Genomic DNA, 14,275 nt, shown 5'->3' on the forward strand with positions numbered 1-14,275 from the left:
GCTAGGATAGCGCGCCCTATTTGAGCGTGTCAACCGCAATTTTTCTTATATTTTAAGCGAGGCATTTCCCCAACCTCCCCCATACGCAAGGGCGATTTCCCCTGTTTAGTTCTGCTTCACACCCCCTGCATGCTAAACTGGGCCTTGGGCTTTGCCCGGAGGTGGTGCCGTGGAAGGTTCGAGTCGAAGACGCAAGATTCCCTGGGGCCCGGCGCCTACCCCCGTGCAAAGCGCCGGCTAACCCCCCAAACCGTAACCCGCCACGGGACCCCTCCGCTCACGTGCGGAGGTGGCAATGCGGACGTTAGAGCGTGAAAACCTCTTCGAACTCCTGCGAACCGCTCTCGAACAAGGCGACATCCCCAAGGTTCGGGCGCTCGCGCAAACGCTCCATCCCCGGGAGATCCTCGATCGGTGGGCAGAGCTGCCCGGCGAGTACCGGTACGTCCTTCTCACCCACCTGCCCCCCGACCACGCCGCCGCGATCTTCGCGAACCTCGAGGCCGCAGACCAAGCGGAGTTCTTGGAAACCCTACCCCCGTGGCGGGTGCAGGAGCTCTTAGAAGCCCTCGACCCCGACGACCTGACCGACGCCCTACAAGCCCTCCAGGAGCAAAACCCCCAGCTCGCTCAGGAACTGATCGCCTCCCTCGAGCCCGAAACCCGCGCCGAGGTCGAGGCCCTCTCCGAGTACGAGGAGGACGAGGCCGGGGGGCTGATGACCCCCGAGTTCATCGCGGTGCGGGCCTCCATGACCGTGGAGGAGGTTCTGCGCTTTTTGCGCCGTACCGCTCCCGACGCAGAAACCGTGTACTACCTTTACGTGATCGATGATGAGCGGCGCCTGGTGGGCGTCCTCTCGCTCCGTGACCTGATCGTGGCCGACCCCCGCACGCGCGTCCAGGAGATCATGCGGCCGGACGTGGTGCACATCACCACCGACACCGACCAGGAGGAGGTCGCGCGCCTCATGGCCGACTACGACTTCAGCGTCCTCCCGGTCGTGGACGACGCCGGCCGCCTCGTGGGCATCGTCACCGTGGACGACGTGCTGGACGTGCTCGAGGAGGAAGCCACCGAGGACATCCACCGCCTAGGCGCCGTGGACGCCCCCGAGCTCGTCTACAGCCGCTCCAGCGTGTGGCACCTGTGGGGCGCGCGCGTGCGCTGGCTTGTCGTGCTAATCCTCACGGGGATGCTCACCTCGAGCATCCTGGCTGGGTTCGAGCGCGTCCTCCAAGCGGCCACGGCTCTCGCCTTTTACATTCCCGTGCTGCTCGGAACCGGGGGGAATACGGGGAACCAGTCCTCCACCCTGATCGTGCGGGCACTCGCCACACGGGACATCAACCTTTCCGACTGGCCCCGCATCCTCCTGAAGGAGCTGGGGGTGGGCGCGCTTTTAGGGCTGACGCTTTCCGCCTTCATCGCCGTGAAGGTCGCGGTGGACGGGTTTGCTGCCATCACACCGGTGGTCGCCCTCTCCCTGTTCCTCCTGGTGGTGGTCGCGAACCTGGCCGGCGCGCTGCTGCCCCTCGTGCTGCGGTCCTTGAAGCTGGACCCCGCCCTGATCTCCAACCCGTTAATCGCAACGGTCTCCGACGTTTCCGGCCTACTCATCTACCTTTCCGTCGCGCGCCTCCTCCTCTCCTAACCGCCGCCCCCGGCCATTGCGCCGGGGGCAAGTGCGCGTTCCAAGGATCGGGATCACAACACCGGGAGTTCCTCGAGCGCTACGACCTCCACCTTCGGGGTACCCTGCCGGAACGCCGCGAGCCGCGCCACAACCTCGGCCCCCGCCCGGTGCACGAGCCGCTCGAGGGCGTGCATCGTGCCGCCGCTCGCCACCACGTCGATCACCAGGGTAGCCTTCTGGTTCAGCAAGCGCTCCACGTAACGCCGGTCCAGCCAAAGGACCTCGTTGGCCCCTAGGGTTAAGGACTCCACCTCCTGGATCAAGGGGTCGTGCATGTACGGGCGGCGGCGCTTGCGCACCACCACGTACGGCTTGCCAAGGAGGGCGGCCATCTCGTGCACCAGCGGGATCGAGGAGGTCTCCGCGGTGACGAGCACGTCCGTTTCGGCCGGTACGTGCTTAACCAAAGCTTCGGCTAAAGCCTTGGCGAGTCCGACATCCCCCAAGAAATCGATGAGCGGAAGCCGAACGCCGGGGAAGGGTTCGTGCAGCGGCACGCGCCGCGTCAGGTTACCGATGGTGATCGGGTAGGTGTCCATGCTTCACCTCAAGCCTCGTCCGTCTTAAACAGGGGGAGGTGCCCCAAGGAGATCACGTCCTCGCGCGGCGTGCCCTCGGTGAACACCGCCAACACCGCGATCACGGTCCCGCCCACGCTCTCAATCAGCTCGCGCAGCCCCTTCAGGGTGCTGCCCGTCGAGACCACGTCGTCCACGATGGCCACCTTCCGGCCTCGAATCCGTTCGATGTCCGCCCCGTCGAGCACCAGCTGTTGCGGCTTCCCCGTCGTGATCGAAAGCACCTCCCGCGAGACCGGGTTGATCATGTACGGCTTCGCGGTCTTCCGCGCGACCACGTACGGCTTGCCCGTCCGCACCGAAAGCGCGTGCGCGAGCGGCACGGCCTTCACCTCGGGGGTCACCAAGACCTCAACCTCCTCTGGCAGTCGTCGCGCGAACTCCGCCGCGACCGCCTCCGTCAGTTCGGTATCCCCCAGGAGGTTCAGCAGGGCTACAGCCACACCTTCGCCCACCTGCACGATCGGCAGTTCGCGGTGGACCCCAGCGATGTCCACAGGGTAAGTCTTCATGCTTTCAGTGTACCGCATGCTGCCTATAATGAAACCATGGTTACGGCAAAAGTCGAGAACCTAGGCGTGGAAGCCTCGAGCGGAAACGTCGTGGTCCTGCTACGCGCGGAAACCGGGAAGCTCCTCCCCATCTGGATCGGCCCGCTCGAAGCGCAAAACATCGCCATCGCCCTTGGGGGCGAAAAACCGCCACGCCCCCTAACCCCGGACCTGATGCTCTCCGTCATGGAGATGCTGGGCGCCACGCTGAAACGCGTCGAGATCACCGAGCTAAAAGAAGGAACGTTCTACGCTCGGCTGATCATCGAACATCGCGGGATCGAGTACGAGATCGACGCCCGCCCCTCCGACAGCCTAGCCCTCGCCCTAAGGGCCCAAGCCCCCATCTGGGTGAACGAGGACGTGCTCGAGGAAGCCAGCATCGACGAGGGCCGGTTCGAACCGCACGGCAGTACCCCCGAGGCGTGACGCTTACCGGCGCCACCCCCCGAGCACGTGCACGTGCACGTGGAAAACCTCCTGTCCGCCCGCCTCCCCCACGTTCACCTGGACGCGGTAGCCTTCGAGCTTCAGCACATCCCGGGCCACGCGGTTCGCAGTGCGGAACAGCTGCCCGAGCGCCCTTTCCCCATCCTCGGTATCCGGGTAGTCGCTGAGCCGAGCCACATGCGCCTTGGGCACGACCAGGACGTGCACGGGCGCCTTCGGGCGAATATCCCGGAACGCCACGAACGCCTCATCCTCATACACCTTCTCCGCGGGCAACTCTCCCTGAACGATACGGCAGAAGACGCAATCCATGCCCTCAATATACGCAGGCGTCCGCCTTCAACCAACCGGGTACAATCAAAGCGTATGTCGCTGGACGCGTATCCTGTGGTCACCCCAATCCAAGTGCGGTTTCGCGACCTGGACTCCTTGGGGCACGTGAACAACGCGGTCTACCTCACGTACCTCGAGCTCGCCCGCATCCAGTACCTGGATCGCCTCAAGCTGGATACCCTCCGGCCCAGCATCGTTGTGGCGCGGATCGAGATCGATTACCTGCGCCCCATCCTCCTTGGGGAGGAGGTCGCGGTGGGTGTGCGCGTGACGAGCATCGGCAACAAGAGCTTCCGCATGGAGTACGGGATCGCCGCGGGCCAGGAGCTCGCCGCCCGCGCGACCTCGGTTCAGGTGTGGCTAGAAGCGGGCCGCCCCGCGCCCGTCCCAACCGCCGTTCGGGAAGCCATTCAACGCCTGGAACGCCTCCCAGTCCAGGGGAGGTAGCGCCCGCCTCACCCCCGCTCGACTCGAAACGGCGTGCGCACCCCCGCGAGCGCGATCTCCCGCGCCGCTTCAGGCGCCCAGGACAAAGCCAGGACCGTGCGGTACGCCCGAAGGGCCGCCTGCCGGTCCCCCAGAAGGTCCTGTACCTGCCCCAGGCGAGCGAGCACGTACCCAGGAAGGTACGCGGGGTGCTGGAACTCCTTGTGGATCAGGTCCTCCAGGATGGCTTGAGCTGCCTCCACCCGGCCCGCGGCCAGGTAGATCTGCGCTGCGAGGTACTGCGCTTCCGCGTTACCCACCTCCTGCAGCTGCGCGACCAGCCCGCCCCAGTCGTCCCCTTCCTCGAGCCGCCACGCCCGGTCCAGCACCGCGCGGTGCCGTTCCGCCTCGGTCGGCTCGTGCCGCCTTGGCCGCTCTGCCTCGGGCAGCAGCCCAGCAAGGACCGGGTAGTCCAGCACGTCCACCCACACCACGTACCGCCCCTCGGGTAGCGCCCGGAGGGCCTTCGCGACCCCGCGCATGCGGGCTTCGCGAAACCCGGTCGCCGGCCCCTCCCCAAACAATCTCGCCACCGCTTCGGTGTACGCCCTGAGCTTGAGGAGCACCGGCTCGCTCCCCAACGCCTCCGGCGTAAGGGGGCGCGTGAGCAAAGCCTGAAGCATCTCATCCAGCCTCGCGGCCTCCTCCAGGTAGGCCTTGCCCTTCTCGAGGCTTCCCAGGTACTCCCGGAATCGTTCGGCCTCCCCCTGCAACGCCTCCGCATCCTGTCCCAGCGCCTCTACCGGAATCCCGTTTGCCTCGGCCCAGGGCAGCAGGTGGAACAACCCCAGCTCATCCTTCGCGCGCCACAGGCCCTCAGCCAGCCCCTCGGGGCTGTACGAGGCGAGCAGCACGCGGTCCGGCGCGAACGCGCGCGTAAGCTCGAGCAGCGTCATCGCGTTGTAGCGCGGGTGGAGCAGGTGCAACGGCCCCAGTGTGGGTACGAGGAGTACGCGCATCGCCCCCATACTACCGGCTTTGGAACCGGGATAGACTGGAAGCGATGCTCTCGATCGTCGTCGTCTCGTACAACACGCGCGACATCCTCAAGGAGTGCCTCACCCGCCTCGAGGCGCACTACCCGGAGGCGGAACGCATCGTAGTGGATTCCAGCTCCACCGACGGGTCCGCCGAGATGGTGGCCCGATCCTTTCCCGACGTGCGCCTGGTCCGTGTGCCCAACCGGGGGTACGCCGCCGCGGTGAACCAGGGGCTCGGCCTCGCCCGGGGCCGGTACGTGGTGGAGATGAACGCGGACGTGTACCTGAACCCCGGGGACCTCGAGGCCCTCATCGCTGCGCTCGAGGCCGACCCCAAGGCGGCCTTCGCCGGCCCGACCCTCGTCACTCCCGAAGGGCGGCTCCAGAGCTTCGGCCCCCTGTACGCCCCGAACTACTGGCGGCTCCTCCGGCCGCGGCCCGTACCCTGGATCTCCGGCGCGCTGATCGTGGCCCGCCGCGAGGCCCTCGAGGCGATCGGCGGCATGGACGAGCGCTTCTTCTTCTATAACGAGGACCTCGAGTGGTGTACGCGCGCCCGGCGCTTGGGATGGCGGGTGCTGCTCGTGCCACGGCGCGTGCTGCACCTGGGGGGCGCCTCAACCCCGGAAGACCCGCGGTTCCTGGCGGAAGGGTACCGCGGCGGGCTCTTGTACACCGCGCTCTACTACCCCTGGCTGCACGGCCTGCACCGCAAGGCGGTGTGGCTCGAGGCACAGCTCCGCCACCGCTGGGACCCCCTGCCCCGGCGTCGGGAGGCGTACCGATTGATCCTGGAACGCTTGGAGCGGGACGATCTACAAGCACCTTTGGTATCATGAAGCTGGTCCGGCAGCCGAGCCGCTATCCTATGGAAAGACGGGAGGTGTTATTACGAGCCTGTTTCTCGCTAGCGCTGTTCTGGGTGTGGTCCTGGCCCTGCTCATCGGCGTCCGAATCCAGGACCTCGGGCGTATCGATCTCCGCGCGCCCTGGGCGTTCATCGCGGCCGCTCTGGCGGAAGGCGGGTTGGCTTACGCCACGTATCAGGGCCTGCTATCCCCCAGCCTCTCCGGGCCGCTCGCTAAAACCCTGGTCGTAGGGTTCGTGGGGTACGGCATCTATGCGAACCGCGGGCTTAAAAGCCTCTGGCTTGTGCTGACTGGGTTGGGCCTGAATCTGGCCGTAATGGCGGCCAACGGCGGGCACATGCCCGTCAGCGCGACCGCGCTTCAGGCCGCGGGCATCGGGCACTGGGTGCCCCTCCTCGAAACCACGCGCGACGGGGTGCACACCCTCCTCACCCCCACCACCCCGCTGGGGTTCCTCGGGGACACCATCCCCCTCTCCTTTATGCGGAAGGTCATCAGCCCGGGGGACGTGTTCATCCTGTTAGGGATTATCGGCGTGGTCGTTGAGGGCGGGCTTCGCGCCAAGAAGACCCGGCTCCAGGCGTAAGCCCCGGTCCCTTAGCGCATACCCCCCATCATCCCCTTAGAATGGGGGGCGGTGATTGCTGATGGGTCAAACCTACCGGATCTGTCTTATCGAAGGTGACGGGATCGGGCACGAGGTCGTCCCCGCCGCGCGTCGGGTGCTCGAGGCCACCGGGCTGAAGTTCGAGTTCACCGAGGCCGAAGCGGGCTGGGAAACCTTCGAGAAGTACGGAACCTCCGTCCCGGAGGAAACCGTGGAGAAGATACGCGCCGCGGACGCCACCCTCTTCGGTGCGGCCACCAGCCCCACCCGCAAGGTCGAGGGGTTCTTCGGCGCGATCCGTTACCTCAGGAAGCGGCTCGACCTCTTCGCGAACGTGCGGCCCGCCAAGTACCACCCCGTCCCCGGTGCGATCCAGGGGACCGACCTCGTGGTGGTGCGGGAGAACACCGAGGGGCTGTACGTGGAGCAGGAGCGGCGCTACGCCCGGGGCCGGATCGCGATCGCGGACCGCGTCATCACCTACGACGCCTCCTACCGGATCGCCGAGTACGCCCTCAAGCTCGCCCAGCGCCGTCGGGGCAAGCTGGCCCTGGTGCACAAGGCCAACGTGCTGCCCCTTTCGGACGGGCTCTTCCTCGAGGCCGCTTACGACGCCGCGAAGCACTACCCGGACGTGGAGATCAGCGAGGTCATCGTGGACGCGTGCGCCATGCGGCTGGTGCGCCGCCCGCAGGACTTCGACGTGCTCGTGATGGAGAACCTCTTCGGCGATATCATCTCCGACCTGACCGCCGGCCTGGTGGGCGGCTTGGGTATCGCGCCGTCCGGAAACATCGGGGAGGAAGCCGCGATCTTCGAGCCCGTGCACGGCAGCGCGCCGGACATCGCCGGTAAGGGCATCGCCAACCCCACGGCCACCATCCTTTCCGCCGCGATGATGCTCGAGCACCTGGGCGAAAAAGAGGCCGCAGAGCGGATCGAGCGAGCGGTGGACCGCGTGCTGGCGGAAGGGCCGCGCACCCCCGATCTGGGCGGCGACGCCACCACCGAGGCGTTCACCGACGCAGTGATTCGGGCGCTGGGCTAGCCCCCGCCCCACGCCGGGCGCGCGAGCACCCCTCGCGCGCCTGCGGCTTTGTATACTGTAATTCGATAGTGAAGCCCAATATGATCGCATTGCCTTACGTATTCTCTAGGGATAGGCGGGGGCCCCTAACGATTCCCGAACGTGCGTGATCCCGAGTGGGATCGAGCGAACGTGCCCGCGTGTTAGACTGACTACCGGCGATGATCGGTATGGCGTAAAGGGGGGAAGTGTGCGGAGGATATTAAGCAACTGGTTGCAGCCCCGTATCGAGGCTTTGGGCCTGGAGATCGGCGCCGCCAACCTCAAGTGCGTCGAGCTGAGCGGCACCCCCCCAGCCCTCAAAGCTTTCGCCATGCGCCCCACCCCTCCCGGCGCTGTACAAGGGGGCAACATCCTCGAGCCGGGCGCACTCGCGGCCGAGATCCGGGAGATGCTGGCCGAGATGCGAACCCGTAAACGCTACGTTGTAGCGGGTCTCTCCAACCTGGCCGTCATCACCCGCATCCTCCAAGTCCCCAAAATGACCGAAAAGGAGTTGGAAGAGGCCATCCAGTGGGAAGCCGAGCGCTACATCCCCTTCCCCATCGACGAGGTAGTGCTCGACTTCGCCCCCCTCACCCCCCCCGAGGAAGTCCCCGACGGGGAACAGCTCGACGTGGTGATCGCCGCGGCCCGGCACGAGATCATCGCGCAGCTCGTCGAAACCCTAAAAGAAGCCTCCCTCGAGCCGGTGGTGCTCGACATCAAGCCCTTTGCTGGTCTCAGGTCCATCGCCGCTCAGCTCGCCCCCAACCAGGACGGGCACGCTCCCGTCTCCATCTACCTAGAGATCGGCGCGGAATCCTCCACCCTGGTCCTCCTCCGAGGCCAACGCCTCCTCATGCACCGCAACATCGGTATCTCCGGCCAGGACTTCACCGAAGCCATCGCTCGGGCCTTCAACCTGGACATGCCCACAGCCGAAACCACCAAGCTCGAGTATGGGTTGGTCACCATCCCCACCGAGGATGAGGAGGCCCTCCTCGACTTTGACGCGGAGCGTGAACGATACAACCCCGCCCGTATGTACGACGCCATTCGGCCGGTGCTGGTGGACCTGACGACCGAACTTCGGCGGAGCCTGGAGTTCTTCCGCGTACAAGCCGGGGACATCGAGATCGAGCAGGGCTTTATCACCGGTGGGGGCAGCAAACTGCGCGGCCTACCAGGCCTGTTGAGCGAAGCCCTGGGCCTGCAACTCACCCCGATAGATCCCTGGGCCTCCATCACGGTCGACGAGCGGCAGTTCGATCCCAACCACCTACGCGCGATCGGGCCGGAGTTCACCGTGCCCGTCGGTCTCGCGCTTCGGGGGGTGGATCCCCTTGATTAAGCTCAACCTGCTCCCTAAAAACCTGCGCAAGCGCGTGGAACCCGGGTGGTGGCGGTTGGTGGCGGTGCTCTTCCCCCTCGCCACCTTCGCCGTCGTGGCCTTGGTGCACACCAGCACCCTCGGCCAGATCCGCACGCTGGAAAGCGAGCGCGACCAGCTCAAGCTCGAGGTCGAGGTGCTGCGCCCCTTCATTCAAAAACAAGCGGAGCTGAACCGCCGCAAGGCGGAGCTCGAGGAGGTCATCGCGGTCGCGCGCCAGATCGAGGAGCGGTTCATCCCCTGGTCGGACCACCTGGCCCGCCTCATCAACCAGATCCCTCGCGAGAACGACCAGTTCCGCGTCGCCCTCGCGACCATCGCCGCACAACCGGTGCCTCCTCAAACCCAAGAGGCGTACATGGCGCAAGGCTTGTACGACCGCAAACCCGTCCGTGTAGAGTTCCGCGTCGAGGGCGAAGCACTAGAAGAAGAGGCGCTGATCCGGTTCGTGCAAGCCTTTGAAACCTCGCCGGCCTTCGGGATCAACTTCCACCGCTCGAGCCGCGACGAGCAAGGCATGCTCAGGTTCAACGCCACCATCGGCCTGGTGGCCCCCACGGAGGAAGGGGGTGAAGCCCGTGCTCAATAGGCTTGGCCAACGGGGGGTCGCCATCCTGGTCATCCTTGTCAGCCTGCTCGCGACCGGAGGGTGGTACCTCCTCTGGTACACCCCAGCCCAGTCGGAGATCCGCGCTTTGGAGGAGGAGATCAGCCGTTTGGAGCTCCAGGCCGAGCGCGGGCGCCGGGCCCAACGCGCCTTGCCACAGCTCGAGGCGACCATCCAGGACCTGGAGGCGCAACGCGCGGAGTTCCTCCAGAAACTGCCGCCCAGGGAGCGTTTCGCCGATGTGCTGGAAGCCCTGAGCAGCCGCGCTGCGGAGACCGGCGTGACCGTACGCGGCCTGGCGCGCAGCCTCGGCGAGGTGCCGGTGGAGGGCGTACGGACGATCAACCTCACCCTTGAGCTGGAGTCCCCCTTCCCGGAACTCTTCGTTTTCCTCAGGGAGATCGAACGCATGCGGCGCTTCAGCACCATCAACGGCCTGACGCTCAGCCTGGGCCAGGAACGCACGCGGAACCCTACGCTTAACGCGAACCTCTCCATGACCGTTTACGTGTTTGAGCGCGCGGCTGAGGCGGAGGTGGAACGGTGAGAGGCAACCCCCGTTTACGCATCCTGATCCTGATCCTCCTGCTGACCGCGGCCCTATCCATCTGGTACACGCTCTTCACCCAAACGCGCCCCGAACTCGCCGCGCCTCCCGTCCCCTCTCCTCCGCCCGCACCTGCTGGCGAGCCCCCCAGCGCGAACCCCTCCCCTACAACCCCCGCGGCCACCAAGCCGCTGGAGGTGCTCCCGGTGCCCTTCCTGATCACCGAAGCGCCCGAGGAAGCTCCACTCGAAACGTCCGCACCGGAGTCCGAAACGATCGTGCTGGGCAGTACCGAGGTGCCCCCGAACCCCTTCGTGCCGCTACAGGTGGAGGAGCCCGCACAAGCGCAGCTCGTGGCGCGCCGCGGGCCTCCCGCTCCCCCCGCCCCCGTCCCCACCGACAACACCCCCATCCCCATCACTCCCCCGGAAGAAGCCCGCCCCCCCAGCATCCCGCTGCCCAAGGTGGTTCTTCCCCAAGGGGGGTCGGCCGCCCCCGTACCGGAGCCCCTCCTGGGCCAGGGCAGCCTACCCATTCGCCTGCACCCCCTCGAGCGTGAGCTGAACCGCGCCGCGCCCCTCGCCGAAGCCATGCCTGCCGTAGTGCCCCCCACTGACCCGACCACGGACCTACAGCTCTCGCTCGGCGCGGTCGGCCTCGAGCCCATTGCGGACACTCCCCCAGAGCCTTTGGATGTTCCCACGGAGGCCGCCCAGCCCGAAAACCCCCTTCTGGAGTGGGCGGCCGCTCAGGAGCTCACGCTCGAGGGCGTCGCGCTTGGCCCTGTCGGCATCGCGATCCTTAAGAGCGCGTACGGCTACCTCACCGTGCCCGTAGGGCAACCCATCCCAGGCACGGACATCCTGGTCAAGACCGTGACGGCCGAACGCGTGTTGCTGGTCCAAGGCCCGTATACGCTTACCCTGGAACACGGAGGCGGTGAGTGAGTATGAAACGTCTGTTAGCGCTCATGGTGACCGTGCTGGGGCTGGCTTTCGCCGGCACCCTGCCCGACGCCCCGCGATTCAGCACCCCGATCACGATCCAGACCGGGCCTGCAGGAGATCCCCTCGAGGTTGTGCTGAGCGCCGCCGCGCAAAGCGTGGGGCTCACCCCCGTGCTGCGCGACGTGCCCACCGTGAACGTGCGGCTCGCTCTGGTGAACAAGCCCTTCCGGCAGGTGTGGAACCTCTTGATCGCAACGTACGGGGAGGGCAAGCTGGACTACCAGCTCCTCGAAAACGACGTGATCCTCGTCGCGCCTACCGAGGTTATTGCGCGCCTCCGTACGCAGGAAACCCCGGACGCCGAAGCGCAGGAGGAGCCCGTCCTCCGCAGGTTCTACCCGGTGCCCACGGGCGACCCCAAACAGATCGCGGACTTCCTCGAGCAGGAGATCAGCGGCCTGAGCGTCTCGGTGGTTCCGGGGCAGAACGTGCTGGTCGTGCGGGGCGCCGAAGCGCAGCAGATCGAAGTGCAAACCCTGCTGAACCAGCTCCAAAAACCCGCGGAGGCCCCGCCTCTGTTGCAGCGCACCTTCCAGCTCTCCTACGCCAAAGCCGGGGAGCTCGCGAAGGTCCTAACCGAAGCCCTCGGCGCACAGGACGTGATCGACCGGCTGGCGGGCCTCGAGAACGTGGACGTGAGCCTCACGCCTCCGGAGGACGGCAGCCCCACGAAACCCATCAACATCGTGGCCGACGAGCGTACGAACACCTTGATCGTCACGGGCACCGCGGAGCAGATCGCGGTGGTCGAGGCGCTCATCCCCAAGCTGGACAAACCCGTGCAGCAGGTACAGCTCAAGGTGCGGGTGCAGGAGGTGGACTCCCAGGTCTTCAACAACCTGGGGCTGAAGTGGGACTCCCTCTCCGGAGGGAACCTCATCGCGAGCGTGCTCGATAACGGCTTGAACCTGATCTTCGACGCGACGCGCAGCCTGGCTTCGCTCAACATCGTCGCGACCCTAGACGCTTTGGAGAAGCAAAACCTGGCGCGTCGGGTGAGCGACGCGAACCTGATCATCGAGGACAATTTCGGCGCGAGCGACGAGGACCTGCGGCAGACCGGCGCGAAAGGTGCGGAACTCAAAGCCGGAGCGAAGCTCCTCCTCCCGATCCGCATCGGCGGTGAGATCGAGGTGCGGGAGTTCGACGTGGGGCTCACCCTGCGCCTTCGGCCGCAGATCACGGCGGACCGGCAGATTCTCCTCGAGGTCTTCACCCAGACCGGCGGCGACCCGCAGTCCGGCCCGGAGGGGAGCATCCTGATCCCGCAGAAGAGCACCCTTTCCAAGCTCCGCATCAAGGACGGACAGACCGTGGTGCTCGGCGGTTTGATCGAGCGCACCGTCAACAAGAGCGAGAACAAGGTTCCGTTCCTGGGTGATATCCCGATCCTGGGGATGCTCTTCCGTCAGACGAGCAACGAGGTGCGCGATACCGAGCTGCTCGTGGTGATCACGGCGAATATCGTGGACAACGCCCCTTCGGCGGAAGCCTCCGCCACCGGTACCCCATAGCTTCCACCTCACCGCCCCGCGCGGGACGGGCGTCCTTCGCCCGTCCCGGTTTTTTCAGCGGGGCACCGCGCCCCTACCCCCACCCGAGGGCACGCCGCGCCTCGGGGCTCATCCGCTCGGGTGTCCAGGGCGGGTCCCAGACCAGCTCCACCTCGACCGCCTCCACCCCCGGCAACCGCTCGAGCGCCCGCTCCACGGCCGGGGCCATGGCGTCGTGCAGGGGGCAGCCGGGCGTGGTGAGGGTCATCCGCACCCGGGCCTTCGGCGGACGGACCTCCACCGCGTACACCAACCCCAGGTTCACGATGTCAAGGCCGAGCTCGGGGTCGTAAACCTGAGCGAGGAGGGCGAAGGCCTGTTCCTCGAGGGGGTTTCGGGGCGACTCACCGTGGATCAGGTTCACCGTCGAACCACCTCCCACAACGCGTAGGTGTAGGGCAGCGTTCCCAGGGCGAAGAGCCAAAGCGCCTGGGGCCAGCCGGGCGCGAGCAGCGCGCCCAGAGCGAACAGCACGCCGGCCAGGTACGCGGCGCGTTCGGGCAGCATCTCCTTGAGCATCGGCACCGGCTCCCGCCCCACCCGGGGCGCGTAGCGGTGCGTCCAGACCAAAAAGGGCAGGATCTTGTAGAGCATGCCGGTGGTGACGAGGCCCACAAACCCCAGGACGAACCAGGTGCCGGCAACCAGCACGTTGCCCACGGCCAGGGCGCCCAGGGTCAACACCAAAAACCCCATCCCCGCCACGTAGTGGCGCACGCCGATATCCAGGGCGCGCCGGGTGCGCCGCTTCAGGATGCGCCACAGGTCCACCCCCCCAAGCCCCACCCCCACCGCGAGGAGCACGCCGCCCGTACGCTCCCCCAACGCGAGCCCCAGTAGCCCCAGGTTCACCGTCCAGAGCACAAGGCCCAGCACCTCCTCCCTCACCCCGTGCGCCAGGGTGAACATGGCGACGAGCTTGTGCCCCACCCCAAGGATCGCGAGAAGGAAAATCCCGCCTAGCCCCGCCAGAACGTGCCAAACGAGCCGTTCCGGGTCGTAAAACCCGTAGCGGGGGGCAAGGGCCTGCACCAGGCCCAGGACAGGGGTGAGCACGAGGTAGAAGGTGACCCAGGCCAGCGCCGTGGCCACCCGGTTCCACCGGGGGGCGCTAAGGAAAGTGAGGCCCATCTGGACCCCGAAGGTGAAGAGCGCCAGCAGCACGAGCCCGCCCCCAACGGCTACCCATTCCGGCCGCCCCGCGAGAAACCCCGCGGCCTCGAGGGGCACCCCCACGCCCCAAAGGAGCATCACCCCATACCCCAACCCCGGGCGGTACAAGGGCGCCTCGACGATCACAGGCACCAGCTGGTGCATGGCCCCCACGAGCACGCCTACCCCGAACCCCAGGAGCAGGAGGTGCGCTGCCGCGAGCACAACGGGGTGGCGGTACGCGGAAAGCGCCTCGGGATTCAGGGCGAGCAGGGCCGCCCCCCACGCGAGCGCTAGGCTGGCTAAAAGGAAGAACCCGCCGGGAAGGGTGAGGGGCACCACGCGCGCCTGGGATGGGGTCGCGGCAAGCATCACCCGGACCGTAAACCCAGGCTCTCCG

At 66.7% G+C, this 14,275-nt stretch carries 17 protein-coding genes; 11 read left to right on the forward strand and 6 right to left on the reverse strand.

Annotated features, from left to right (window positions below; translation table 11 throughout):
- The first annotated feature begins 295 nt into the window (after positions 1-295).
- Positions 296-1,654, forward strand: a complete 1,359-nt coding sequence (gene mgtE / locus MARKY_RS07675; RefSeq protein ID WP_013704306.1) for a magnesium transporter — start codon at positions 296-298, stop codon at positions 1,652-1,654.
- A gap of 53 nt (positions 1,655-1,707) precedes the next feature.
- Here mgtE and MARKY_RS07680 read toward each other — a convergent pair whose 3' ends face one another.
- Positions 1,708-2,235 carry a phosphoribosyltransferase family protein gene (locus MARKY_RS07680; RefSeq protein ID WP_013704307.1) on the reverse strand — a complete coding sequence of 176 codons (528 nt, stop codon included), beginning with the start codon at positions 2,233-2,235 and terminating at the stop codon, positions 1,708-1,710.
- Between the two features lie 8 nt (positions 2,236-2,243).
- Positions 2,244-2,786, reverse strand: coding sequence for a phosphoribosyltransferase family protein (locus MARKY_RS07685; protein WP_148230415.1), 543 nt, complete (start codon positions 2,784-2,786; stop codon positions 2,244-2,246).
- A 36-nt stretch (positions 2,787-2,822) separates the two neighbouring features.
- Here MARKY_RS07685 and MARKY_RS07690 point away from each other — a divergent pair, with 36 nt between their 5' ends.
- On the forward strand, positions 2,823-3,254 hold the full coding sequence (locus tag MARKY_RS07690) for a bifunctional nuclease family protein (protein WP_013704309.1): 432 nt from the start codon (positions 2,823-2,825) through the stop codon (positions 3,252-3,254).
- A gap of 3 nt (positions 3,255-3,257) precedes the next feature.
- Here MARKY_RS07690 and MARKY_RS07695 read toward each other — a convergent pair whose 3' ends face one another.
- A complete protein-coding gene (locus tag MARKY_RS07695; RefSeq protein ID WP_013704310.1) occupies positions 3,258-3,587 on the reverse strand; it encodes a histidine triad nucleotide-binding protein in 330 nt (109 codons plus the stop codon).
- 54 nt (positions 3,588-3,641) lie between these two features.
- Between MARKY_RS07695 and MARKY_RS07700 the strand changes: the two genes are divergently transcribed.
- On the forward strand, positions 3,642-4,055 hold the full coding sequence (locus MARKY_RS07700; protein ID WP_013704311.1) for an acyl-CoA thioesterase: 414 nt from the start codon (positions 3,642-3,644) through the stop codon (positions 4,053-4,055).
- Between the two features lie 8 nt (positions 4,056-4,063).
- Here the strand turns inward: MARKY_RS07700 and MARKY_RS07705 are convergent, their stop codons facing one another.
- Positions 4,064-5,062 carry a tetratricopeptide repeat protein gene (locus MARKY_RS07705; RefSeq protein WP_013704312.1) on the reverse strand — a complete coding sequence of 333 codons (999 nt, stop codon included), beginning with the start codon at positions 5,060-5,062 and terminating at the stop codon, positions 4,064-4,066.
- A gap of 35 nt (positions 5,063-5,097) precedes the next feature.
- Here MARKY_RS07705 and MARKY_RS07710 point away from each other — a divergent pair, with 35 nt between their 5' ends.
- The 8 genes from MARKY_RS07710 to MARKY_RS07745 all read left to right on the forward strand — a co-directional run bounded on the left by MARKY_RS07710 (position 5,098) and on the right by MARKY_RS07745 (position 12,684).
- Positions 5,098-5,913, forward strand: coding sequence for a glycosyltransferase family 2 protein (locus MARKY_RS07710; RefSeq protein ID WP_013704313.1), 816 nt, complete (start codon positions 5,098-5,100; stop codon positions 5,911-5,913).
- Positions 5,914-6,046: 133 nt separating this feature from the next.
- Positions 6,047-6,529, forward strand: coding sequence for a DUF5317 domain-containing protein (locus MARKY_RS07715; RefSeq protein ID WP_148230470.1), 483 nt, complete (start codon positions 6,047-6,049; stop codon positions 6,527-6,529).
- A 61-nt stretch (positions 6,530-6,590) separates the two neighbouring features.
- Positions 6,591-7,598, forward strand: a complete 1,008-nt coding sequence (locus tag MARKY_RS07720; protein WP_013704315.1) for an isocitrate/isopropylmalate dehydrogenase family protein — start codon at positions 6,591-6,593, stop codon at positions 7,596-7,598.
- A gap of 229 nt (positions 7,599-7,827) precedes the next feature.
- Entirely contained in the window at positions 7,828-8,970 is a 1,143-nt protein-coding gene (gene pilM / locus MARKY_RS07725; RefSeq protein ID WP_013704316.1) for a type IV pilus assembly protein PilM, read from the forward strand.
- A complete protein-coding gene (locus tag MARKY_RS07730; RefSeq protein WP_013704317.1) occupies positions 8,963-9,598 on the forward strand; it encodes a hypothetical protein in 636 nt (211 codons plus the stop codon). Before pilM ends, MARKY_RS07730 begins: the two co-directional genes overlap by 8 nt.
- Positions 9,588-10,163, forward strand: a complete 576-nt coding sequence (locus tag MARKY_RS07735; RefSeq protein ID WP_041658357.1) for a type IV pilus inner membrane component PilO — start codon at positions 9,588-9,590, stop codon at positions 10,161-10,163. The genes MARKY_RS07730 and MARKY_RS07735 overlap by 11 nt, the downstream gene beginning before the upstream one ends.
- Positions 10,160-11,110, forward strand: coding sequence for a hypothetical protein (locus tag MARKY_RS07740; RefSeq protein WP_013704319.1), 951 nt, complete (start codon positions 10,160-10,162; stop codon positions 11,108-11,110). The genes MARKY_RS07735 and MARKY_RS07740 overlap by 4 nt, the downstream gene beginning before the upstream one ends.
- A 2-nt stretch (positions 11,111-11,112) precedes the next feature.
- Positions 11,113-12,684 (forward strand): type II secretion system protein GspD, encoded by a 1,572-nt coding sequence (locus tag MARKY_RS07745; protein ID WP_013704320.1) that lies wholly within the window; start codon positions 11,113-11,115, stop codon positions 12,682-12,684.
- Positions 12,685-12,757: 73 nt separating this feature from the next.
- Here the strand turns inward: MARKY_RS07745 and MARKY_RS07750 are convergent, their stop codons facing one another.
- Together MARKY_RS07750 and MARKY_RS07755 are read right to left on the reverse strand one after the other, a co-directional pair.
- A complete protein-coding gene (locus tag MARKY_RS07750) occupies positions 12,758-13,087 on the reverse strand; it encodes a metal-sulfur cluster assembly factor (protein ID WP_013704321.1) in 330 nt (109 codons plus the stop codon).
- Complete coding sequence (locus MARKY_RS07755) at positions 13,084-14,247, reverse strand: hypothetical protein (RefSeq protein ID WP_013704322.1); 1,164 nt, start codon at positions 14,245-14,247, stop codon at positions 13,084-13,086. The genes MARKY_RS07750 and MARKY_RS07755 overlap by 4 nt, the downstream gene beginning before the upstream one ends.
- Between the last annotated feature and the right edge of the window lie 28 nt (positions 14,248-14,275).

It is taken from the genome of Marinithermus hydrothermalis DSM 14884 (assembly GCF_000195335.1).
Taxonomy (GTDB): Bacteria; Deinococcota; Deinococci; order Deinococcales; family Marinithermaceae; genus Marinithermus; species Marinithermus hydrothermalis.

What these genes read in the sequence shown, in the direction of transcription:
- MARKY_RS07710 (WP_013704313.1), top strand. Translation starts at nt 5,098, where the DNA reads ATGCTCTCGATCGTCGTCGTCTCGTACAACACGCGCGACATCCTCAAG.
- MARKY_RS07690 (WP_013704309.1), top strand. Translation starts at nt 2,823, where the DNA reads ATGGTTACGGCAAAAGTCGAGAACCTAGGCGTGGAAGCCTCGAGCGGA.
- MARKY_RS07685 (WP_148230415.1), bottom strand. Translation starts at nt 2,786, where the DNA reads ATGAAGACTTACCCTGTGGACATCGCTGGGGTCCACCGCGAACTGCCG.
- MARKY_RS07705 (WP_013704312.1), bottom strand. Translation starts at nt 5,062, where the DNA reads ATGGGGGCGATGCGCGTACTCCTCGTACCCACACTGGGGCCGTTGCAC.
- MARKY_RS07700 (WP_013704311.1), top strand. Translation starts at nt 3,642, where the DNA reads ATGTCGCTGGACGCGTATCCTGTGGTCACCCCAATCCAAGTGCGGTTT.
- MARKY_RS07745 (WP_013704320.1), top strand. Translation starts at nt 11,113, where the DNA reads ATGAAACGTCTGTTAGCGCTCATGGTGACCGTGCTGGGGCTGGCTTTC.
- MARKY_RS07720 (WP_013704315.1), top strand. Translation starts at nt 6,591, where the DNA reads ATGGGTCAAACCTACCGGATCTGTCTTATCGAAGGTGACGGGATCGGG.
- MARKY_RS07755 (WP_013704322.1), bottom strand. Translation starts at nt 14,247, where the DNA reads ATGCTTGCCGCGACCCCATCCCAGGCGCGCGTGGTGCCCCTCACCCTT.
- mgtE (WP_013704306.1), top strand. Translation starts at nt 296, where the DNA reads ATGCGGACGTTAGAGCGTGAAAACCTCTTCGAACTCCTGCGAACCGCT.
- MARKY_RS07680 (WP_013704307.1), bottom strand. Translation starts at nt 2,235, where the DNA reads ATGGACACCTACCCGATCACCATCGGTAACCTGACGCGGCGCGTGCCG.
- MARKY_RS07695 (WP_013704310.1), bottom strand. Translation starts at nt 3,587, where the DNA reads ATGGATTGCGTCTTCTGCCGTATCGTTCAGGGAGAGTTGCCCGCGGAG.